Annotated in this window: 22 protein-coding genes; 6 read left to right on the top strand and 16 right to left on the bottom strand. The window is 42.0% G+C overall.

The features are described from left to right. Positions 1-7: 7 nt before the first annotated feature. The 5 genes from A3I5_RS0101970 to A3I5_RS0101950 form a co-directional block, all read right to left on the bottom strand. A complete protein-coding gene (locus tag A3I5_RS0101970) occupies positions 8-1,078 on the bottom strand; it encodes a UDP-N-acetylglucosamine--N-acetylmuramyl-(pentapeptide) pyrophosphoryl-undecaprenol N-acetylglucosamine transferase (RefSeq protein ID WP_018372942.1) in 1,071 nt (356 codons plus the stop codon). Between the two features lie 10 nt (positions 1,079-1,088). Next, positions 1,089-2,447, bottom strand: coding sequence for a UDP-N-acetylmuramoyl-L-alanine--D-glutamate ligase (gene murD / locus A3I5_RS0101965; protein WP_018372941.1), 1,359 nt, complete (start codon positions 2,445-2,447; stop codon positions 1,089-1,091). Between the two features lie 255 nt (positions 2,448-2,702). Next, positions 2,703-2,978: a DUF3165 family protein gene (locus tag A3I5_RS0101960; RefSeq protein ID WP_018372940.1), complete on the bottom strand. Its 276-nt coding sequence runs from the start codon at positions 2,976-2,978 to the stop codon at positions 2,703-2,705. A 181-nt stretch (positions 2,979-3,159) separates the two neighbouring features. Further along, positions 3,160-5,001: a translational GTPase TypA gene (typA, locus tag A3I5_RS0101955; RefSeq protein WP_018372939.1), complete on the bottom strand. Its 1,842-nt coding sequence runs from the start codon at positions 4,999-5,001 to the stop codon at positions 3,160-3,162. Between the two features lie 281 nt (positions 5,002-5,282). Further along, positions 5,283-6,482 (bottom strand): MFS transporter, encoded by a 1,200-nt coding sequence (locus A3I5_RS0101950; RefSeq protein WP_018372938.1) that lies wholly within the window; start codon positions 6,480-6,482, stop codon positions 5,283-5,285. Between the two features lie 92 nt (positions 6,483-6,574). Between A3I5_RS0101950 and A3I5_RS0101945 the strand changes: the two genes are divergently transcribed. Beyond that, positions 6,575-7,414, top strand: a complete 840-nt coding sequence (locus A3I5_RS0101945) for a helix-turn-helix domain-containing protein (RefSeq protein ID WP_018372937.1) — start codon at positions 6,575-6,577, stop codon at positions 7,412-7,414. Between the two features lie 399 nt (positions 7,415-7,813). Here the strand turns inward: A3I5_RS0101945 and A3I5_RS0101940 are convergent, their stop codons facing one another. From A3I5_RS0101940 to A3I5_RS0101900, 9 genes are all read right to left on the bottom strand, one after another. Next, positions 7,814-8,206, bottom strand: a complete 393-nt coding sequence (locus tag A3I5_RS0101940; protein WP_018372936.1) for a rhodanese-like domain-containing protein — start codon at positions 8,204-8,206, stop codon at positions 7,814-7,816. Continuing rightward, positions 8,199-8,423, bottom strand: coding sequence for a YqgQ family protein (locus tag A3I5_RS0101935; RefSeq protein WP_018372935.1), 225 nt, complete (start codon positions 8,421-8,423; stop codon positions 8,199-8,201). The genes A3I5_RS0101940 and A3I5_RS0101935 overlap by 8 nt, the downstream gene beginning before the upstream one ends. Positions 8,424-8,454: 31 nt before the next feature. Then, the gene (locus tag A3I5_RS0101930; RefSeq protein WP_018372934.1) at positions 8,455-9,198 is read right to left on the bottom strand and encodes a metallophosphoesterase; all 744 of its coding nucleotides are present in this window, start codon (positions 9,196-9,198) and stop codon (positions 8,455-8,457) included. A gap of 295 nt (positions 9,199-9,493) precedes the next feature. After that, positions 9,494-10,492 carry a LacI family DNA-binding transcriptional regulator gene (locus A3I5_RS0101925; RefSeq protein WP_018372933.1) on the bottom strand — a complete coding sequence of 333 codons (999 nt, stop codon included), beginning with the start codon at positions 10,490-10,492 and terminating at the stop codon, positions 9,494-9,496. Between the two features lie 710 nt (positions 10,493-11,202). After that, on the bottom strand, positions 11,203-12,024 hold the full coding sequence (locus tag A3I5_RS0101920) for a PTS system mannose/fructose/sorbose family transporter subunit IID (RefSeq protein ID WP_018372932.1): 822 nt from the start codon (positions 12,022-12,024) through the stop codon (positions 11,203-11,205). Beyond that, positions 12,011-12,793: a PTS mannose/fructose/sorbose/N-acetylgalactosamine transporter subunit IIC gene (locus A3I5_RS0101915; protein ID WP_018372931.1), complete on the bottom strand. Its 783-nt coding sequence runs from the start codon at positions 12,791-12,793 to the stop codon at positions 12,011-12,013. The genes A3I5_RS0101920 and A3I5_RS0101915 overlap by 14 nt, the downstream gene beginning before the upstream one ends. Positions 12,794-12,817: 24 nt before the next feature. Then, complete coding sequence (locus A3I5_RS0101910; RefSeq protein WP_018372930.1) at positions 12,818-13,309, bottom strand: PTS sugar transporter subunit IIB; 492 nt, start codon at positions 13,307-13,309, stop codon at positions 12,818-12,820. A gap of 24 nt (positions 13,310-13,333) precedes the next feature. Next, on the bottom strand, positions 13,334-14,524 hold the full coding sequence (locus tag A3I5_RS0101905; RefSeq protein ID WP_018372929.1) for a glycoside hydrolase family 88 protein: 1,191 nt from the start codon (positions 14,522-14,524) through the stop codon (positions 13,334-13,336). A 9-nt stretch (positions 14,525-14,533) separates the two neighbouring features. After that, positions 14,534-14,962 carry a PTS sugar transporter subunit IIA gene (locus tag A3I5_RS0101900; protein ID WP_018372928.1) on the bottom strand — a complete coding sequence of 143 codons (429 nt, stop codon included), beginning with the start codon at positions 14,960-14,962 and terminating at the stop codon, positions 14,534-14,536. A gap of 310 nt (positions 14,963-15,272) precedes the next feature. Between A3I5_RS0101900 and A3I5_RS0101895 the strand changes: the two genes are divergently transcribed. From A3I5_RS0101895 to A3I5_RS0101880, 4 genes are read left to right on the top strand one after another with little or no spacing between them, the layout of a single operon-like run. After that, positions 15,273-16,079: a gluconate 5-dehydrogenase gene (locus A3I5_RS0101895; protein ID WP_018372927.1), complete on the top strand. Its 807-nt coding sequence runs from the start codon at positions 15,273-15,275 to the stop codon at positions 16,077-16,079. Positions 16,080-16,097: 18 nt separating this feature from the next. After that, entirely contained in the window at positions 16,098-16,736 is a 639-nt protein-coding gene (locus A3I5_RS0101890) for an RpiB/LacA/LacB family sugar-phosphate isomerase (RefSeq protein WP_018372926.1), read from the top strand. Positions 16,737-16,756: 20 nt separating this feature from the next. Continuing rightward, positions 16,757-17,758: a sugar kinase gene (locus A3I5_RS0101885; protein ID WP_018372925.1), complete on the top strand. Its 1,002-nt coding sequence runs from the start codon at positions 16,757-16,759 to the stop codon at positions 17,756-17,758. Positions 17,759-17,767: 9 nt separating this feature from the next. After that, entirely contained in the window at positions 17,768-18,400 is a 633-nt protein-coding gene (locus tag A3I5_RS0101880; RefSeq protein WP_018372924.1) for a bifunctional 2-keto-4-hydroxyglutarate aldolase/2-keto-3-deoxy-6-phosphogluconate aldolase, read from the top strand. Positions 18,401-19,035: 635 nt separating this feature from the next. Here the strand turns inward: A3I5_RS0101880 and ahpF are convergent. Both ahpF and ahpC read right to left on the bottom strand, forming a co-directional pair. Beyond that, the gene (ahpF, locus tag A3I5_RS0101875; RefSeq protein ID WP_018372923.1) at positions 19,036-20,568 is read right to left on the bottom strand and encodes an alkyl hydroperoxide reductase subunit F; all 1,533 of its coding nucleotides are present in this window, start codon (positions 20,566-20,568) and stop codon (positions 19,036-19,038) included. Between the two features lie 10 nt (positions 20,569-20,578). Beyond that, a complete protein-coding gene (gene ahpC, locus A3I5_RS0101870; protein WP_018372922.1) occupies positions 20,579-21,142 on the bottom strand; it encodes an alkyl hydroperoxide reductase subunit C in 564 nt (187 codons plus the stop codon). Between the two features lie 405 nt (positions 21,143-21,547). Between ahpC and A3I5_RS0101865 the strand changes: the two genes are divergently transcribed. Further along, a partial coding sequence (locus tag A3I5_RS0101865; RefSeq protein ID WP_018372921.1) for a helix-turn-helix domain-containing protein occupies positions 21,548-21,756 on the top strand: 209 nt, incomplete at its 3' end.

Here is a 21,756-nt window from a genome sequence, read left to right as displayed (position 1 = left end):
TTTCTCTTTATTTCTTTATGGTTTCAATATCCGCCATCAAAAGCTGATAAAAGCTATCCAAGGTTTGAATTTCCTGAGATTGGCGCATGGTGGTCTCATAGACTTCCCTCTGAGAGAGAAGCTGGGTGACCATAGCATTTAGACTAGCCACTGTTAATTCTTCTTCGGGCAAAGTCAAAGCATAGCCTTTTTTTTCAAAATAAGCTGCATTTTCTAGTTGATCCCCACGACTGGCTTTTTTTCCAAGTGGAACAATCAGATGCAGTTTTTGCATGGCCAACAGCTCGAAAATCGTGTTGGAGCCGCCGCGTGTAACGACAACATCAGCAAGTTCCATTAACGGCTGGTAAAGTGACGTCACATAACCGACACGATAAAGGTTTTGACTCAGCTCCTCAAGGCTCTCATCACCAGTCAAGTTAATGATGTTGTAACTCTGTGTCAAGACCAATTTGTGTTCAGAAATCAAGTCATTAAAGACCTTAGCACCACCAGATCCACCAACAAAAAGAAGAGTCGGAAGCTGGTCATCAAAGTTTGCTAGAATCGGGCGTAACTCATCAGGAGTTTTATCTGTCTTTTCAGACACCTTAGTTACCGCGCCAATATGCTTAACTCTCGCCAAACTTTCTGCCTGCTCAAAGGTCGTATACATCTTAGTTGCAAACTTATAGGCAATTTTATTAGCCAAGCCCATAGAGAGGTCTGACTCATGAATGAAAACAGGAACGCCTGCGACTCTTGCCGCAATCACTGGCGGCACTGACACAAAGCCACCTTTGGAAAAGAGAACCTGAGGCCTTACCCTGAGCATGATGAAAAGAGACTGAAGCACGCCCCAGCCCACTTTAAAAACATCTTTAACATTTTCCCAGCTGAAATAGCGACGGAGCTTGCCCGTCGAAATCCCATGAAAGGTTACTGGGTAGCCCGATTGCTGAATTTGTTGATATTCAATCCCGCGCTTATCCCCGATATAATGGACTTCCCAACCATCGTCAATAAGTCTAGGAATAAGAAGAAGGTTCAAGGTCACATGACCGACCGTCCCTCCACCTGTTAACAGTATTTTTTTCATAGAGTCTCTCTTAATTTTCCGCTTTTAGCTGAGCAACTGTGTTTAAAAAGACATCCCCACGCACTTCAAAATTAGCATACATGTCCCAGCTGGCATTGGCAGGGCTGAGTAAGACAGTATCGCCTGAATCAGCAAGATTAAACGCTTTCCGAGTGGCATCAGAAATTTCTTCTGCCCTTGTATAGGGCACGCCAGCCATTTCAGCAGCCTTAATCATGCGAGGTGCGGACTCTCCCAAAATGACCATATGCTTTAGTCCTTTGAGGTCTGGTACTAACTCATCAAAATCATTGCCACGATCTAAGCCACCTGCAATTAAAATAACCTGACCATTGTCAAAACCAGACAAGGCTTTTTGGGTTGCTAAAATATTAGTCGATTTGCTGTCGTTATAAAAGGTAATAGCGTTGATTTGATCAACATATTGCAGGCGGTGTTTGACACCTCCAAAATAAGCGAGGGTCTCACGAATGATCGCACCATCAATACCCGATAACTTAGCCACAGCAATTGTTGCCAAAGCATTCTCCACATTGTGAAGTCCTGGCACACCAATTTCAGCAGCTGGCATAATCGCTTCGCCTTTGAAATAGAGAACCCCATCCAACAAATAAGCGCCATCAACCTGCTCTTTCGTTGAAAAAGGAACAACAGTCGCTTGTGTTTGGTCTGCCCAAAGTTTGGTCAACTCTTGATTAGCATTTAAGACGATAAAGTCATCTGCGGTCATATTCTTTTGAATTTGCCATTTAGCCGCCACATAGCTTTCAAAATCCCCGTGATAATCCAGATGAGATGCCATAAGATTCGTAATCACAGCAATCTGTGGCTTGAATGCCTCAATGCCCATCAGCTGGAACGAGGACAGCTCCATCACTAAGGTATCCTCAGCTGTCACATTTTGGGCGACACTTGAGGCAGGAAAGCCAATATTCCCGCTAAGATGAGCAGGCTTGCCACCAGCATTTAAAACTTCGGCAATCATGGTTGTGGTCGTTGTTTTACCATTTGACCCAGTAATAGCAACAATCGGCGCCTCAGAAATCAAATAAGCCAACTCCACTTCAGTCCAGACAGGGATACCTTTTTCCATTGCACGTGCTACCATTGGATTGGTATAAGGAATACCTGGATTTTTAACCATCAAGGCAAAATCCTCGTCTAAAAGCTCTAGTGGGTGACTGCCGCAAATAACCTTGATACCTTCTTCTAAAAGACTTTGCGCTGCTTGGTTTTCTTCAAGGGCTTTGCCATCATTAACCGTGACGATAGCCCCTAACTTGGTCAATAGACGCGCCGCTGATTCGCCAGATTTAGCTAGTCCCAGCACTAAGATTTTCTGATTTTGGAATTGTGTAATCTCTTTCATCTCATCTCGATTTCTTTGCGTAGTGTTTTTTACTATTTTACCGTGAATAGGCGATATTTTCAAGAAAAGAACGGGAGCGAGACAGAAATCCTAAGATTTCAATCCCACCCCCGCGAGGCTTATTTTTGTGATAAAAGCTCGTAAAATCAACAATCCTTCAAGCTATTGGAACTTCGATACACGGTTAAAGTCATTCATTTAAATGATGATGACATTTGTCTCAATTGTGTGACAATCTCAAAAAGCGTCCTCACATCACTGATCAAAGAAATTTGTCTCTGACTTATCCCTAGATCTAGACGTCATCTTCTCCATATCCCAGATCGCCCAAAGTCCCAGAAAGGTCACTATTCCTCCTGCCCAGACCTCAGCAGACGAACTGGTCAAGCTAATGATTGCCAAGATGATCAAGGTCACCACCAAGACCACCGCAAAAACAAGAAGCATAAGGTTGAGCGTTCCTTTTATAGCTTTAGGCGCTGCAAATATGTAAAACAGAACCAGTAAGACCGCTAGAATTAAGTAAAACATACTCCTCCTTTCACTTCAAGTCGCTTGATCACTAAAACCTCTAACTCATAGCTCAATATATCCAAGACTGCTTTTTTCTACTACTCATTACTTATTTTTTTCAAAAACGGCCTTAATATCGAAAAAATGCTCTCCTGATTCAAAATAGTTCACTTGTGAATACAGGTTTTAACGAGTCATTTTAGTCAGCTTTTTTCTTGTTTTTGTTAGCTTTCTCGCGCTCTGCTTTGTTAAGAATTTGCTTGCGAAGACGGATAGATTCTGGTGTGACTTCCATGTATTCATCGTCATTGAGGAATTCAAGGGATTCTTCCAAAGTCAGGATACGAGGTGTCTTAATAACAGATGTTTGATCCTTGGTCGCTGAACGAACATTGGTCATCTGCTTAGCTGTTGTGATATTAACGGTCAGGTCATTGTCACGAGAGTTCTCACCGATAATCATGCCCTCATAGACTTCTGTACCTGGATTAACAAAGATCGTTCCACGCTCTTCAATACGCATAATCGAGTAAGTTGTTGCCTTACCAGCATCAATAGAAACCAAGGCACCGCGGTGACGGCCACCGAGTTCGCCTGGAATCACTGGCAAATACTGATCAAAAGTATGGTTCATAATCCCGTAACCACGGGTCATTGACAAGAACTCAGTTGAGTAGCCAATCAAACCGCGCGCAGGGACAAGGAAAATCAGACGCGTTTGACCGTTTCCGACCATCTGCATGTCCAACATATCTCCCTTGCGCTCAGACAGCGACTGGATAACCGAACCTTGATATTCTTCAGGAGTATCAATTTGCACGCGCTCAAATGGCTCACATTTAACACCATCAATTTCCTTGATGATAACTTCTGGGCGTGATACTTGAAGTTCATAGCCTTCACGACGCATGGTTTCAATCAAGATAGACAAGTGCAATTCCCCCCGGCCTGAAACCGTCCATTTGTCAGGAGAGTCTGTCGGATCAACACGAAGAGACACATCGGTCTGAAGTTCCGCCAAAAGACGCTCCTCAACCTTGCGTGATGTTACCCATTTTCCTTCACGCCCTGCAAAAGGTGAGTTGTTCACCAAGAAGGTCATTTGCAATGTCGGCTCATCAATGCGAAGAACTGGCAATGCCTCGATAGCGTCCGTAGGAGTCACCGTTTCTCCGACGAAGATATCTTCCATGCCCGAAACAGCAATCAAATCTCCTGCTTTTGCCTCTTGAATTTCCTTACGTTCAAGACCAAAGAAACCAAAGAGTTTGGTCACGCGGAAGTTCTTGGTTGTGCCATCCAGTTTTGAAAGAGTCACTTGGTCGCCAACCTTAACCGTTCCACGGAAGATGCGACCGATACCAATACGACCAACGAAATCATTGTAGTCCAAAAGAGAGACTTGGAACTGGAGCGGTTCATCTGAATTGTCAACCGGCGCCGGGATATGCTCGATGATGGTATCAAAAATTGGCGCCATGCTCTTTTCTTGATCCACCGGATTGTCTGAAAGTGAGGATGTCCCGTTAATCGCGGAAGCGTAAACCACTGGGAAATCGAGCTGATCATCATCAGCGCCAAGCTCAATGAAGAGTTCCAAGACTTCGTCCACAACCTCTGCTGGGCGAGCAGACGGCTTGTCAATCTTGTTAACCACAACAATCGGTGTCAAGTCTTGCTCAAGAGCCTTTTTCAATACAAAGCGGGTCTGCGGCATAGTTCCTTCATAGGCATCCACAACCAGAACAACCCCATCGACCATCTTCATAATACGCTCTACTTCACCGCCAAAGTCCGCGTGTCCTGGTGTATCCATGATGTTGATACGAACATCGTTATAAGCCACAGCGGTGTTTTTAGCTAAGATTGTAATGCCACGTTCTTTTTCGATATCGTTTGAGTCCATGGCGCGCTCATCAAGTTGCGTACGAGCATCCAAAGTCTGTGATTGCTTCAATAGTTCATCAACAAGGGTTGTTTTTCCATGGTCAACGTGGGCAATGATAGCAATGTTACGGATATCTTCTCTTAATTTAGTCATAATTCCTCTTTGTTTAAGTACGGATCGAATCGTTCAATCGTAGTGTTTCATTTCTTTCAACTATCCAGTATAGCACAAACTGGTTTAAAATGCTAAAGCAACTCTATTGTAAATGTTTTCATCTATTTTCAAAGAGAATAAGGTTCCTCTTAAAAATCCAGTGAAAAAGTTGATGATTTAAAAAACAGCCTGAACAATAATTATCAATGTTAAGAATAGATAAGTTGTTTGTATGGTAATTCAATTCAAACATAGTATACGAAAGGAAATGATTTTCCGAATCAGATCTCCTCTGTTTTTGAGAATCTTTGGCTTAGCTTAGTGAATAAAAAGAGAAAGAAACTGAAAAAGGTTCCCAAAATGAGCAAGGAAAAGCCGTAGGAGAGGTGATCTAATAGTAGCCCCATCAGAGGTAAAAAGAAGATGGAAATGAGGCCTACCAGACTGCTGTGAACCGAGAGGATCGTTGCTCGCACATCTGAAGTGATCTGCTGATTGACATATTGACTGACTAGTGGAAAGGAAAGATCTAAAAGAATATTCATCAATGCAAAGCCGACCACCATCAGCGTTGGTAGCATTGAAGATAGAGCTAGGCTACTAAGTAAAAAGAGCCCTGAAATAAACCCTAAAAAGAGAAATAAGGGGATTTTTGCCACAAAGCGAGAGAGATAGGCTCCGATGACTCCGCAAAAAGTTGTCAGACCAATGATAGTAGCAATCATATTTGAGGTCATACCAGTTGCAGCAAAGGCACCTTGGATAAATCTGACTAGTGCATTTAGGAATACTTCCAATAAAGTAATGAAACTGATTAATGTGAAAAGGAGTGGTTTAGTTTTAAAGGTTTGGCTAGCAATCGTTAGTTGCTCTTTGATGGAAGTCGCTTTTTCCTGTATTAGAGGTCTGTTGTCAGTGCTTGGGCTGTCAAAATAAGCGATACAAGAGCTGGCAGTAGCAAAACAGATAGCTTCTAAGATAAAGATAGCAATGTAAAAGCTCTTGTAAAGATTTCCTCCAAGAGTCGTTGCCAAAGACAGGACAAACAGAGTCAAGATTTGAGCGTTACTCAAAACTTTCAGATAGAGGTTATCTTGCTTGTGAGCTTGTAATTCTTCAAATAAAAGGGCTTGATCGGCGCCACTACTCAACACTGTGGCAAAGGAATCTAGAGAAAAGAGCAGTGCCAGTAACCAGAAGGAAAGGCTAGGTGGTAAAAATGCAGCAGCCCACAAGCCTAGACAGGCCAGCGCGCTGAGACCAGAGGCGCAGGAGAGAACTGTTTTTTTGTTGAATCGATCGGCTATTAGTCCAGTTGGCACTTCTGCAACCATTCGAATGAGATTATAAAGAGCTTGAAGCAGTCCAAACTCTAAGACCGATAGGCCTAGACTAAGACTGTAAAGCATGAGTACCCCGCGGCTAAAGCGACTGCTCATCAGACTAACATAAAGGTAATAACGACCGATATTACGTCTCATGACAAAATTTCCTCCTGACGTATCTAGCTTTTTAATTGCCCTTATTATATAATAGTTTTAAAAATTTTAGAAAAAGGTAGTGAAAAAGGGAAATGTTTGGAGCAGCAATTAGGCAAATTCGTCAGGAAAAGGGATTAACGCTGATAGACTTATCTGACGGTATCCTAGCTAAATCACAGTTGTCACGATTTGAACGAGGGGAATCGCAGGTCGCTGTGACAAGCTTTTTTCAACTTCTCAATCGTCTCAATATCACTTTTGATGAAATGTTAGTCTATACCCAACAAAAAGACGATTTCAGAGAATTGATTAATCAAGTGGCACCTCGCTATGCTAAGGGAGATAAGGACTGGTTGCAGGCAATTATTGCGCAATTAGAAGCAAAACCATTAAAAACGCCCTATACAGTTACCATGTTAAAAGCTTTACTAGAGAGTCTGGGTGGCGATCAGGGTCCAAGTGAGGAGGAACTGGCTCAGTTAACTGATTATTTATTTACCGTGGAGTTTTGGGGACAATACGAGATTACCTTGCTTGGAAACTGCGCTAAGGTAATTAGCTTTGAAACTCTCTATTTACTGACAGTTGAGCTTATCAAAAAACGCCAAGCGACTCTTTCGCAGGATCCAGGAAATCGCAAGCTAGTAGTGCAATTAGCCATCAACTGCTTAGAAGAATGCGTTGATCACTTTGCCTTTCAGCGAGCAGCGTGGTTAATCAAAAAAATTCCTGAGATTCTGATTATTGAGAGTGAGTTTTTCGAACAGACGATCTATACCTACATGAAAGGTTACTATCAGTGGCAAAAAGGGGTGGTGGATGGAGATTCTGCTATGAAAGATGCGTTGACAGTTCTAAAGCTTATGGCACCTGAAGAATTTTTTCAAACCTACAAGACGCACTATGAACAGGTAATGAATACTGACTCTTAGATTTTATACGTAATCTTCAACAGATACACGCTTTGGAGGTGAGGGCGAAGCCATCATAGTGGTCTGTCTCAGAATCTGTGCTGACAGCGAAAGACTTGGATTAAAATAATATTTTTTAGTGATAGCAATAATTTCTTTCAAATGTAAAGGACGCGTATTATCGTGTTGTTGCTGATTTTTATAATAGACTTGTTCGAAAATCGACAAAGGGCTCAAAAGCCAAACTTCTCAACAGGTTGATTGTGTAGCGATTCGGTTTAACAATGGCATACGAAAGGAAATGATTTTCCGAACCAAAGAAAAAGCGGACGAGTCGCTCCCTTGGGGTTCCAAAGGAGTTCATTCGTTCGCTCTTTTTTGAAATACTGTCTCTCTGATGTTTTGTTAGTAGCTTCGTTCTCAGACAACTTTGTTCTCTTTCACTTTACCATCCCAATTTTCAAGACCATAACTGAGAATGTAAACTTCCTTAAAGCCATGCTTTTTGAGCAGAAAGGCTGCATTGGTCACCAAGCCACCCCGCAAATTCTCGTAGAGAAGGACCGGCTTGTCCTTACGGAGAGCGCTGAGACTACTTTTAAGCTGCTGCTGAGGAATATTACGAGCACCCAAGATATGCTTGCGGTTAAAAGCTGATGGATCACGCAAATCAATCAACTGGCCACTACGCATCAGGTGCTTAAAGTCCTCATTTTCCAAAAGCGTCGCAGCCTGATGTAATCGCCAATAGCGATAACCGATAAAAGCTGCAACCAGCACCACTATTGCCAATAAAATCAACCAACTATCCATTTCTTTTCCTCATTTTCTCCTGATATTCCAGTTCTCTGCTGTGTTCTTGGCGCAAAACCAACTCTGCTTGCAGGTATTCTTGTGTCGAAATAAGCCCACTTTCATGGACTTGCTTCAGCTCAATTCGGCTCATCTCAATGTCGTAAAGACGATTTCCCATGTAAATCAAAATCCCAAACTGTCGCAACAACTGCTGGACATCATAATAGGTTCTCATATCCCTATCTTATCAGATTTCAGATGGTTTTTCAAATTTCTACTTTAGCAGATGACCAGTTATGTTTAGGATGAAAAATCTGATAATCTGCCTCAATCCCTCGATGAGAAATAACCACACCATGTAGAGCTCCGTGATAAACAGCACCACCATCAATATCGATGCGATTCAAGCCACACCAAACCTGCGTGGCAGACTGATTCTGATGTAAATACTGAACAGGTGTATGCCCAAAAACAACAAGCTTCTCTGGCACTTTGGGATGATTATAAAATTCTTCCCTCATCCAGGCAAAATCACGTTCGCTAGTCTGACGCCAATCGTCTGTGTCTAGATTGATCCCAGCATGAACGCCAATACAAAAATCACTCTCCACATAAAAAGGCAGTTTTTCCAAAAAATCAATCAAGTCTGTATAATCTCGTAAAATCATAGCTGACAACTCTTCTGGTGACAGCTCATCTACCGCCCCTTGATACAGCAAGTCTTCAATGGTCTCTTTGCCACCGTTGGATATGTAGTTAGCAAATCGCAAGTCAGGCTCCTTGAGCCAATTGAGCAAGAGCACCTCATGGTTTCCTTTAACGCAATGAGCACGTCCTGATGTTACCAAATCCATAACAGTCAGCAAACAATCCTTACTCTTTGGGCCACGATCGGCCAAGTCTCCCAAAAAAACCAAGTCTTGCTCCTCTTCATCCCAATGCAGCAGCAATTTTTCCAAAAGGTCATATTCTCCGTGGACATCTCCCACAACAAACCATTTTTCTTTCACCAATACTCTCCTTGCGACAAGCTATTAGTAGCGTTCAGCATGCTTAAAAGCGCTGAAATCCGAGAACTTTTTTAGAAGTTATCTTCACAAACCATAGACTTTGATTCAGGACGCAGATTTTGCAGGAATACCGACTGTATTTGAATAAAACGAATGGTAACTATCAGAAAAACTGCCTTAAATGAAACTGTCGAGCTGTGAATACAAGTTATGAGACTACATTATTTGATACCTATCCTAAACCGCTCTAATCTGGTCAGTTCAGCACTGTCTCCTGATACTCTTTACCCCTAGCTTACAAAGTAGATTCTTGCCAATTAATTTCACAGTCCAGAACCTTTTGCCTCTCATCAACTTCTCCGCTTTCGATATGACCAACTAGGAGTTTTGTCGCCTGTCGCCCTTCCTCATAGGCTGGTTGTCTTATTGTAGAAACCGTCGGAGAGGACAGTCCCGTCCATTCTGTATTATCAAAACCAATTAATCCCACTTCAGGCATCTTTATTTGCAGTGACTTCATCGTTGTAAAAACCATCGGCAGCGCCCAACAATTTGGAACAAAAATCAATGTCTTGCGAGCAGGCACAATGTTGTGCAGCAAAAACGCCTTGATTTTTTCTGTCTCATCTTTCTTATCTTCAATAATCAACGTCTGATGGGCTATTCCAGCATCTGTCAAAGCGTCTCTAAAACCAGATGCACGCTCTATCCGAGTGCTTAGCAAACTGGTATCAGCGGTAATAATGATGAAGTCTTCATAGCCTTTTTGCAAACAACTGGTCGTAGCATCATAAACAGCGTCGTAGTTATTTGCTTTCACCCAGCTGGTCTTATGCTCATAGAGCTGACTATCAAAAAAAACCATCGGCTTACGCTCTTCGTTGATAATCCTAGAATATTTCCTAAAACTAGCCGTCGGCTGGATAATAAAGCCATCAACACCCAAACTCAGCATATTTTCGATATAGCGATCTTCATTTTCCGAGTTGTAGTCGCTATTGCCGATAATCACTTGATAACCACTCGCATGTGCCACGTCTTCAATGCCTTTGACAATTTGATTTGAGAAGGTATTAGTGATATCGCCAATCAAAACACCAATCAATCGGCTACCTTTGTCATTGAGACTTCTAGCGAGTGCGCTCGGCTTATAATTCGTCTCGCGAATAACCTTGGCAATTCGTTCACGGGTTTCTTGAGACATTTTCTCAAATTTACCGTTCAAATAGAAGGAAACAGTTGTTTTCGAGGTTTGAGCTAATGTCGCAATATCTTTTATCGTTACTTTTGCCATCGTTTGAAAACTTCTTTCTTTGTTCGTTCTTCCTATTTATTATAACACATTTCAAAATGACTGAGATAAACGCAGCTCCGACAACAGTAAAAACACATGGAAAAAGAGAGTGGGACAAAAATCGGTAATTTCTCAGAAATTCGATTTTGTCGTCCCACCTCCGCACAGTTACGGTGGCAACACTGGTTTGTTGAAGACAAACCAGATGTTCCACCTATGCGATAGCTGTCCAAGAGTTGCGCCCTCCAAGATACAAAGGCCGTTAAGAAAAGCGTTGGAAAATGAGAAAATTGACGAAGAGTCTATTTGACTCTAGGAAATTTTAGAATTTTATCTAGCTTTTTAGGCCGTGTTCAGTTAGTAAGCAAACGATTGGAAACAGCGAACCGTTGAGTAGGGTTCTAAAAGTTGATTTATCAACGTATTAGAACCCACTCAACCACTGCGTCTTGTTAGTAAATCTAAAAATACAGGAGATTGGAACTACTTTTGTCCCACTCTCATTTAAAATCGTTGTTTACTCCCTTTTCGTTTACCAGCGTTACCACGAACTTTCGGGCAAATACCTAACCAAGGCGCTATTTCAACATTTACTGTGCTCCCACACAAAAAAACGGATGTCACTTTCTCTTCTATCTCAAGAGAAAGATTCACCCGTTTTATCATCAATACATCAAAGGTAACTTTTAACTTAAAACCGACTACAGCTTTTAAGCTAAAATGCCTAACCAACTTCCCAGCACACCAATAATAACCGTCAAAATCACTAATTTATAAGTTGTCCACTTCTTCTGTTTAATGAGGTAATACATCAAAAGAGTGAATAGAGCTGGCAATAGCGCTGGCGCTATCTTATCGAGCATGGCTTGGATACTAACAAATTTTTGAGCCGTATTTTCAGCATCCACTTCACCGGCAGCAAAGGTGAACGGAATACTCATTTTTACAGAGGTTGCAGCCAATCCCGCAATAACTGTTACCCCAATGATATTAGCTATGCGAGAGACGACAGCCATTTGTTCGCTGAGTTTATCAATAAAATTGGTTCCTAGTCGATAGCCATAAAGACCACTTCCTAGCTTGATACCTAGCAAAATAGCATTCATCGCTAGGAAGAAGAAGATCGGCCCCATGACCAGACCATCTGTCGCCAAGGAGGCTGCAATCGTCGAAAATAGTGGCGCTAGGCAAAATTGTGTCAAAGAGTCTCCAATTCCTGCTAGTGGACCCATCAAGGCCATCTTAATGCTTCTGATTTCCGTTTCAGGACGATCACTGTCTAGCATAACAAGGTGAAGACTCGTGATAAATGGTAAGAAATGAGGATTGGTGTTATAGAATTCCACATTTTCTTCAAGAGACTTGCATAAGGCTTTTTGATCGCTTCCATAGTATTTTTTTAAGGCTGGGTAAAGGACATTGGCATAGCCCAACCCTTGATAGTTACTGTAGTTAAAACCATTTTGTAAAAAATAGGCTCTCAGTGCTGTTTTTGTGTAATCACTTTTTACGAGTTTTTTAGATCCAGTCATCAGTTTCATTCCCTTCTACCACCGCATGAGTTGCTGGCGCTTGCTTGCCATAAAGTTCAATGAGTGCGAAAATCGTGCCGACAATAGCAATACCAATCGTCGGAATATTCAAGTACGCTGCGCAGACATAGCCCAACAAGACAAATGGCACCAATTCTTTTTTGGCCATGACAGATAAAATCATCGCAAAACCAATAGCAGGAAGCATTTTTCCAGCGACAGTCAAACCATTTAACAATACCTGAGGGATATAGTCCACCAGTTTAATCAAAGTATCCATTGAAAGCGCCCCTAAGACTCCTAGAATCAATCCGATAGCTGCAAACAGCCAGATTGTTCCATTAGCAGCCACCTTAAACCCTTTGATATTGCCGTTTTGTAACTGTTTTTTGGCCATTTCTGGAGCACCTGCAAAAGCTGTATAGGCGAAAGTTTGTAGAAATTGGATCGCTACTGCAATTGGAGTAGACAGGGCAAGAGCAGCTTCTGGCGAAATTTTTCCTGCACTGGTAATAGCCATAAGCGTTCCAAAGATCCCTGGACCAATCGGATTTGGAGGAACAGTCCCACCAGCACCAACACCAAATCCCATATAGGCTAATTCAGAGATGGCTCCCATGGCTAATGCCGTTGGAATATCTCCTAAAATAATCCCTACCCCAAAAGATAATATGATACATCTGTTGGTATAAATACCAAGCAACATACCACTAAAACAAAAGGCTGTCCAAAGGCCGATGAGAACAGCCTGAATGATATTGATTTCCATGAGTTTCTCCTTGAAAATAATTTTTTAAATGTAGTCCAACAAATCAACTTCTACAGCTCCGTCATTCCCTGTAGGCGTTGTTTTAGTATTAAAGACAACTTGATGACTGGTGCTGAGTTCTCTGATAATAGCTTTATCATCATCACTCAAAAAGATAGATCTTGTCACCATTTCTTTATCAGGAGCATTGTGAATATTTCCGATATTTAGCTCTTTGATAGGAACGCCGCCCTTGACCAATCGCAACGCATCTGGTAAATCTTTCACAATGATAAAGATTTTTTGGGCTGGATTTGCCTTATGAATGACATCAATCACTTTTTGGACGGTGAAAAACCGCAACGCTATCGAAGCTGGAACGACCGTTTTCATAAGCGTTTGCTGCATGCGATCTTCTGCAACAGCATCATTAGCAACGATAACTGTATTGCAATCCAAAGACTTAATCCATAGCTGACCTTGCCCGTGAATGAGCCTCTCATCAACTCTTGTCATCACAATATTTGGTGTGTTCATTGATTGTTTTCTCCTCTTCTTTCATTACCAATAAGGATCCCAATCCTTGTAAAATCTGATCAAGGCTTCTAGGTAGTAGTAATCACCCCAGATATTGCCCTCGTCTACGCCCTTGCCAGAATGCCACGAGTAAACACCGTGCAGCACAAGAGGCCTTCCTGAAGTTTTCTCTGTATTAGCATAATTTTCTAACAAACTTCGAAGCATAGCGTGCATCGCATATTGGTAGGTCAATTTATCTGGATCCGTCTCTGGTAAGTACTTGAGCATTTCGTGAATCCCACAAACGGCTATCGCTGTTGCCGACGTATCTCTAGGCTGCCCGCTACCATCACCGAAAATCAAATCCCAGTATGAAACACAGTCCAGAGGTAAACGATTAAGAAAATAGTTGGTGACAGCTTTGAAAAGCTCAATCATCTTCGGATCGCGAATCTTCCGATAACTGAGTGGAATGCCATAAACTCCCCACGACTGACCTCTTGCCCACGATGAATCATCACTGTAGCCCTGCCGCGTAACTCCCTTTACAGGATCTCCTGTTTTAGGATCAAAGTAGAAAGTATGGAACGTAGAGGCATCATCTCTAATAACATGATTCGCTGATGTGTAAAAATGCTTAGCAGCGATGCGATAATATTTGTCATCACCTGTCTCTTCATATGCAAAGAAGAGCAATTGAATGTTCAGGAGACAATCAATAATCAAACGGTAATCCTCTGCTTTTCCAAGCTCACCCCAGGCCTGTATAAAGCCTCCATTTTCCTGATACCTTTCGATCAATTTATCAGCCGCCTTCAAAGCAGCTTCCCTAGCTTCTGGACTCTTGTTGAGCTTGTACTCACTCATACATGATGGTGTGTATAAAAAACCTAGGTCATGATGGTCGAGTTCAATCGACTGTTCAACACGATTTAAAAACGATAAAACATTTTTGTGCGCCAAATCTTTGATGCGCTGATCATCCGAATATTCGTAGGCCAACCACAGACAGCCTGTCCAAAAGCCATTGGTCCACTCTGTATTTCCCATAATGGGATATTTATTGTTAGCTGTTGCTGGCGTTGGAAACTCCTCTTTGAAATAATCCATGTTCACATAGATTTGCTCTAGGGCGCGTTCAATAGCTCTTTCAACTTCTTCTTTGGTCAATAAACCACCCTTTTTGAAGCGTTCAGGATTCAAAATGGGTTCAAGCGTAACCTGCTTAATCATAAAAACCTCCTATATCCCATCGGAAAAATCCTCAGTTTCCTGGGACTTGAGAGCCTGCCAATTCATAATACCAGCTCGACCAGAGGTCACAAGTTTATCCACCAAATCACTGATAGTCGTCGTTAGCTCGCGCTCAAAAATAGCTTCCAACAGCATCGCCAAGTTTAATCCTGATAGAACGTCCATTTTGACATCTGGCTTTTCCTCCATTACAAGAGAAGCCACCTTAAACGGCGTTCCTCCCAATAGATCACAACAGACAAGGACTTGCTCATGACACCCAATAGACTCAAGCAATTTGCTCTTAACATCTTCGGCTGTCATTTCTTCTAGGAAATTAATGGCCTCCACCTTTTCCTGCTCACCTGCAATCAAACGAGCCGAACTAAGGATTCCCTCAGCGAAACGCCCGTGCCCAATAATAATAAGTTTAGTCATCTTTCCTCCTCTTTTTGAGTTTACCGGTTTACTTGTATAATACGAGTATAGCGCTTCCATTTTGAAATGTCAATATCTTTTTTAAAAAAATTTTCTCTGTACGATTTTGAGGATTCACTGCTCCTTATTCCATCTACTTTTTGACTCGGTTCATTTCAGTTCAAAAAACCTCTTTCTTCTCTTCTTATGACACAACATTGAAAAACGGAAATTAAGGTAAAGTTAGTTGACAAAACCGGTTTACTTTGTTATGATTCAGGTAAACGGTTTTACTTGTACCATAGAAAACAAAGATAGACGGAGGACTACTGTGGCTCATTTTGATTTAGACTATTTTTCTCTAGCAGGGAAAAATGCACTGATTACCGGTGGCTCTTATGGTATTGGTTTTGCAATTGCAACAGCGTATGCTAAAGCAGGAGCAACCATCATCTTTAACGATCGCTCATCAGAATCATTGGATAGAGGCTTAAAAGCCTATGCTGATTTAGGTATCAAGGCGCATGGCTATGTCTGCGACGTGACAGACGAGGATGCTGTACAGCAAATGATAACGGAAATTAATGAAAATATAGGTGTCATTGACATCCTCGTTAATAATGCTGGCATCATCAAGAGAGAACCAATGCTAGAAATGTCTGCTGACGATTTTCGTCAAGTCATTGATGTAGATTTGAATGGCCCCTTTATCATGTCTAAAGCGGCCCTTCCAGGAATGATTGCTAAAGGGCACGGTAAAATTATTAATATCTGCTCTATGATGAGTGAACTTGGCCGCGAAACAGTTAGCGCCTATGCTTCTGCTAAAGGCGGCTTAAAAATGCTCACCAAAAATATCGCTTCCGAATACGGTGCGTCAAACATTCAGTGTAACGGATTAGGACCAGGCTACATTGCCACCCCTCAAACTGCGCCCCTGCGAGAAAAGCAGGCAGATGGTGCGCGACACCCATTTGATCAGTTTATCATTGCCAAAACACCTGCTCAACGCTGGGGTCAAGCTGAAGATTTGGCAGGACCAGCTGTCTTTTTAGCGAGCGATGCCAGCAACTTTGTCAATGGCCACATTCTTTATGTCGATGGTGGTATCTTAGCGTATATCGGTAAACAACCTTAATCAAAAACGGAGGAACCTATGAAAATTGCTTTAATAAATGAAAACAGTCAAGCGAGCAAGAATGCGATTATCTACCAACAGTTAAAAACTGTTGCAGATGAGAAAAATCACCTAGTGTTCAACTACGGAATGTATGGTCAGGAAGGGGAAAGTCAGCTGACTTATGTTCAAAATGGTCTCTTAGCAGCTATCTTACTAAATAGTGGTGCAGCTGATTTTGTCATCACTGGTTGTGGAACTGGCGTTGGAGCAATGCTAGCTCTCAATAGCTTCCCCAATGTTGTTTGTGGCTTTGCTTCAGAACCAACCGAAGCCTATCTCTTTTCCCAAATCAACGGTGGAAATGCGCTCTCTATTCCTTTTGCCAAGGGGTTTGGTTGGGGCGCTGAATTAAATCTTCGATTGATCTTCGAACGCTTGTTGGCCGAGCCAATGGGTGGCGGTTACCCAAGAGAACGCGCCATTCCTGAACAAAGAAACGCGCGAATTTTAAGCGACTTAAAAACCATCACACACACAGATATGCTGACCATTTTAGAAACAGTTGATCAAGACTTCTTAAAGGAGACGATTTCAGGAGCACATTTTCAGGAATACTTCTTTGCCAATTGCCAAAATCAAGACATCGCTAATTATTTGAAAAAACTGCTCTCTTAAAAGAAAGGAAAACTTATCATATGCCAAAAGTATTATGCTTTGGCGAGGCCTTAATCAGAATGACTCCTAAAGATTTCGCACCGATTCAAGACCACGCGCCAGCTGGTATGTTCTTTGGCGGTGCAGAAATCAATGTCGCCCGTACGCTAGCTGGACTAGGAGCCAGCAGCAAAGTCTTATCCGTTCTACCTGATAATCCGATCGGAGAGCGATTCCTAGAGTTTCTCTCTCAGAGTCGGATTGATACAAGCGCCATCTATCGCTCCAAGGAGCGATTGGGGCTCTACTTTTTAGAAGAAGGTTTTGGTATCCGTCAAAGTCAAGTCTTTTACGACCGGTCTCATACGGGATTCTTACAATTTCCCTTTGAAACAATTGATATCGAAAACTTGCTTGAGGATGTCGACCTTTTCTTTTTTAGTGGGATTACCGTATCACTTGGAAAAGCTGTCCAAAACTTTTTAGAAACGCTCTTGCAGGCTTTGCAGGAAAAAAATATTCCCATTTGCTTTGATCTGAACTATCGCTCTTCTCTTCTTCCTGTGCGAGAGGCTAAAAGAGTGTTCTCTCATTTTGCGCAGTATGCAGACTACTGTATTGGCATAGAGCCGCTGATGCTTGATGAAGATGATCTTCAGCTTTTTGACCGTGATAAAGCGAGCCTATCTGATTTGGAGAATCGTCTACAGGGGTTAAAAGAAAGATACCATCTGAAAGCCATTTTTCACACCCAAAGGACACTTAATGTTTCCAATTTAAACACCTACCAAGCATTTGGATACTCTAATCAGTTCGTGTCCTCTTGCCAATTACAAACACCTATTCTCCAGAGGGTAGGAAGTGGAGATGCCTTTGCGGCTGGCCTTATCTTCAAGTTGCTGGAAAATAGCGCTCTTCAAGACTCTCTCGATTTTGCTGTTGCTGCGGCAACCCTAAAATGCACCTACGAGGGAGATAGTCTGTTTGTCAAAAAAGAGACGGTGACATCATTATTAAATAGCCCCAAAGATATTAGGCGTTAGGAGAGAGTTATGTCAAAATCTGATACTATTTTACAATTGAAACAAGTCAAAGTCGTTGCAGTTCTAAGAGGAGAACATCTTGATGAAGGAACGAACGCCGCAATCGCTTGCATTAAAGGTGGCATTGATTGCATCGAAATCGCCTATACCAATCCCTTTGCGAGTGACATCATCAGGCATCTTAACCAGCACTATCAAGATAGGCCTTCTGTCTGTATTGGTGCGGGAACTGTTTTAGATTCTGAAACCGCTAAAAGCGCGATCGCTTCTGGAGCAAAATTTATTGTCTCTCCTTCGTTTAATGCCCAAGCAGCCACCCTTTGCAACCGCTATGCCATCCCCTACCTACCAGGATGTATGACAGTTACCGAAATGGTAACAGCACTGGAGGCAGGCTGCGAGATCATTAAGCTTTTCCCCGGAAATGCCCTCAATGGAACGATTATCTCTTCTGTCAAAGCTCCGCTACCTCAGCTCACCCTCATGGTGACAGGTGGTGTTTCCCTAGACAATGCTAAAAAGTGGCTTCTCAAGGGCGCTGACATGATCGGTATCGGCAGTGAATTCAATAAATTAGCCTCGAAAAAGGAGTTTGAGCAAATAACTGCCATTGCCAAACAATATAAGGAGCTTCTTCGCTGATTATTCTATTTAAGACTCATCCTTAAAATCGCTAGCAAAGCTATACAAAAGTCCGCATCTCATAAATGAAATGCGGACTTTCTTCTATGTCAAACTTATGCTTTATTGAGGGCAATTAACAAGGCGTACTTTTAAGCAAACAAAAGAAAATAGGGAGTGAGACAGAAGTCATGATTTCAATGAAATCAACTAGCCTCACTCTTTTATTTCTAGGTTCGGGCTAAAATAATCCACTGGATTATTTTACTCTCACCCCCGCAAGGTTGGGAGTAAGACTTGTTGGCTATGCCAACTTAGTCTTACCCCTGCACAGATCATTAGGTGCTTTAGCATCAATGAACCACTGCTGACTAGGTTTGTAGAATGAGAGTAGGACAAAAATCGGTAATTTCTCAGAAATTCGATTTTGTCGTCCTACCTCCGCAAAGTTGAGTAGGGCTCTAAAAGTTGATTTATCAATGTATTAGAGCCCACTCAACTACTGCGTCTTGCCACTAAACAAAAAATACAGAAGATGGGAATGCCTTTTGTTCCGGACTCGCTCTACAAACCAGACAACTACTGCGTCAATCTGTTCAAACTATAAAAGAAACGATACCGAATACTTTTATCCCAGCCGCTACTCTCTGTCTAGTTTAGTGACGGATCAAGTAATCAAAAGCCCCGAGAGCAGCGGTCGCCCCTGAACCCATAGAAATGATGATTTGCTTGTAGGCACTGTTGGTGCAGTCACCTGCTGCAAAGATACCGTCAACATTCGTAGCTCCGTGACTATCTACTACGATTTCGCCCGTCTTGGTTAATTCTAATCCGCTATCTGCCAACCAGTTGGTATTAGGACCTAAACCAATTTGAACAAAGACTCCCTCAACATCTAAAGATAATTCTTTTTGAGTGCTACGCTCTGTATAAATAAGCCCTTCTACACTATCGCGACCAACAATTTCTTTTGTTGCCACATTGGTCAATACAGTTGTATTAGAGAGGTTATGCAAACGTTCCTGCAAAACTTGGTCTGCCTTGAGCTCTTCCATAAATTCTAAAACATAGACTTGTTTTGCTAGGCCTGCCAAATCAATCGCCGCTTCAACTCCAGAATTGCCACCACCGATAACGGCGACAGTCTTACCTTCAAAAAGAGGGCCATCACAATGCGGGCAATAGGTCACGCCTTTATTGCGCAATTCCTGCTCCCCTGGAACATTGACTTGACGCCAGCGAGCACCCAGAGCTAAAATAGCTGTCTTAGCTTTCAGAACTTGCCCATTTTCTAGCTCCACCTCAACTAAATCTGTCTTACGAATAGCTTTCGCGCGTTGATTTTTCATGATATCAACGGGATAAGACTTAGTGTGATTTTCGATTTGCGCCATCAATTTCGGACCTTCTGTATAGGTCTGGCCTATCATGTTTTCAATGCCAACCGTTTCCATGACCTGACCACCGAAAGTTTCCACCACCATACCGGTCTTAATCCCCTTACGTGCCGCGTAAATGGCTGCACTATTACCTGCTGGACCACCACCGATGACCAAGACATCAAAGTTCCCTTTTTCGACGAAATGATCAGCTGACACTGGGCGTGCAACCTTATCAACCACTTGCTCAATCGTCATGCGGCCACTAGCAAATTCTTCTCCATTAAGAAAGACAGTTGGCACTGCCATGATTTTTTTAGCTTCCACCTCTTGCTTGAACATGCCACCTTCTACCATGGTATGGCTAATCTTAGGATTAAGAACGCTCATCACATTGAGAGCCTGCACCACATCTGGACAATTATGACAGGTCAAACTAACGTACGTCTCAAAATGAAGCTCTTGATCGATAGTCTTGATGCGCTCAATCACTTCTGGATCAACCTTAGGCGCGCGACCTGAGACCTGCAAAAGCGCCAAAACAAACGAAGTAAATTCATGTCCCAACGGTAAACCAGCAAAACGAATACCACTTGCATCATTTTTCTTTGCAATTTCAAATGCTGGCTGGCGTTGACCTAAATGAGTTTCTAACAAGCTCAAACGCGGTGACATAGCAACAATTTCTTCTAAGAATTCTCGGACTTTTTGAGAATGGTCATCTGCTGCTAAATCAGCCTTAAAAACCAAATCTGACTCCAGCAAGTCCAAATATTGTCCTAATTGAGCCTTGATATCTGCATCTAACATCGAGCCACCTCTAAATTTTACCGACAAGGTCTAAACTTGGTTTTAAAGTATCTGCTCCTTCTTTCCATTTAGCTGGACAAACCTCACCTGGATGCTGACGAACGTATTGCGCCGCACGAATCTTATCCACTAAAATACTCGCATCGCGTCCAATACCATCTGCATTGATTTCCATCGTTTGAACAATACCCTCTGGATCAATGATAAAAGTTCCACGCTGTGCTAAACCAGCTTCTTCGTCTAAAACATCAAAAATGCGTGAAATATGATGAGACGGATCACCAATCATGATGTACTCAATCTTACCAATAGCCTCTGAGGTATCATGCCAAGCCTTATGCGTGAAATGCGTATCTGTTGAGACTGAATAAACCTCTACACCCAGATCCTTGAGAGCCGCATATTGACTTTGTAAATCTTCCAACTCAGTCGGACAAACGAAAGTAAAATCTGCTGGATAAAAGCAGACGACACTCCACTTACCCTTGAAATCTTCTTGTGTGAGTGATAAAAACTTACCATTGTGATAAGCATTGGCTGTAAAATCTTCTACTGCTTTCCCAATAAGTGACATAATAGACTTCTCCTTATATATTAATTTTAATTTGACAGTCAAACAATACTATCATCTTCATTATAAACCTTGTAAGCGATTTTAGCCAGTAATTGGCACGGAAAAGGAATGTGACCTAGTATTTCTAATAACTAGACAGCGGAACCCTACTCAACTTTCATACTATCATTCTTTTGAAGTAAAATATTTTCGCAGTAGTTTGGAGAGGTGAAGCTGGGAAAACAGTGTTATCGCCATAACTGTGCAGGGGGGGAGATTTAACAGCCCAATGGGCTGTTGAAAGTTAGATGTTAGAAATCCGATTTTTCCAAAGCAAATATCAAAAAAGCAAAACTCATCAAAATCTAACAAAAAACGAGTGCTATACTTCTTTAGATTTTAGATAGTATATGATATACTGATTTTATGACATACGAATTAGATTTTAGAAAACGCGTCATTGCTTACGTTCAGGAAGGACATACCAAAAAGGAAACGAGTAAGTTATTTGGAATTAGTCCCAATACCCTCTATCTCTGGGAAAAACAACTCAGAGAGTTGAATAGCTTAGAATGTCAGCCCCGTAAGCGTAAACCATTCAAAATACCGCTGGAAAAGTTGGAACAATTTGTTCA

The organism is Streptococcus merionis DSM 19192 (assembly GCF_000380085.1).
Taxonomy (GTDB): domain Bacteria; phylum Bacillota; class Bacilli; order Lactobacillales; family Streptococcaceae; genus Streptococcus; species Streptococcus merionis.
This window is presented reverse-complemented; position numbering and strand designations above follow the sequence as displayed.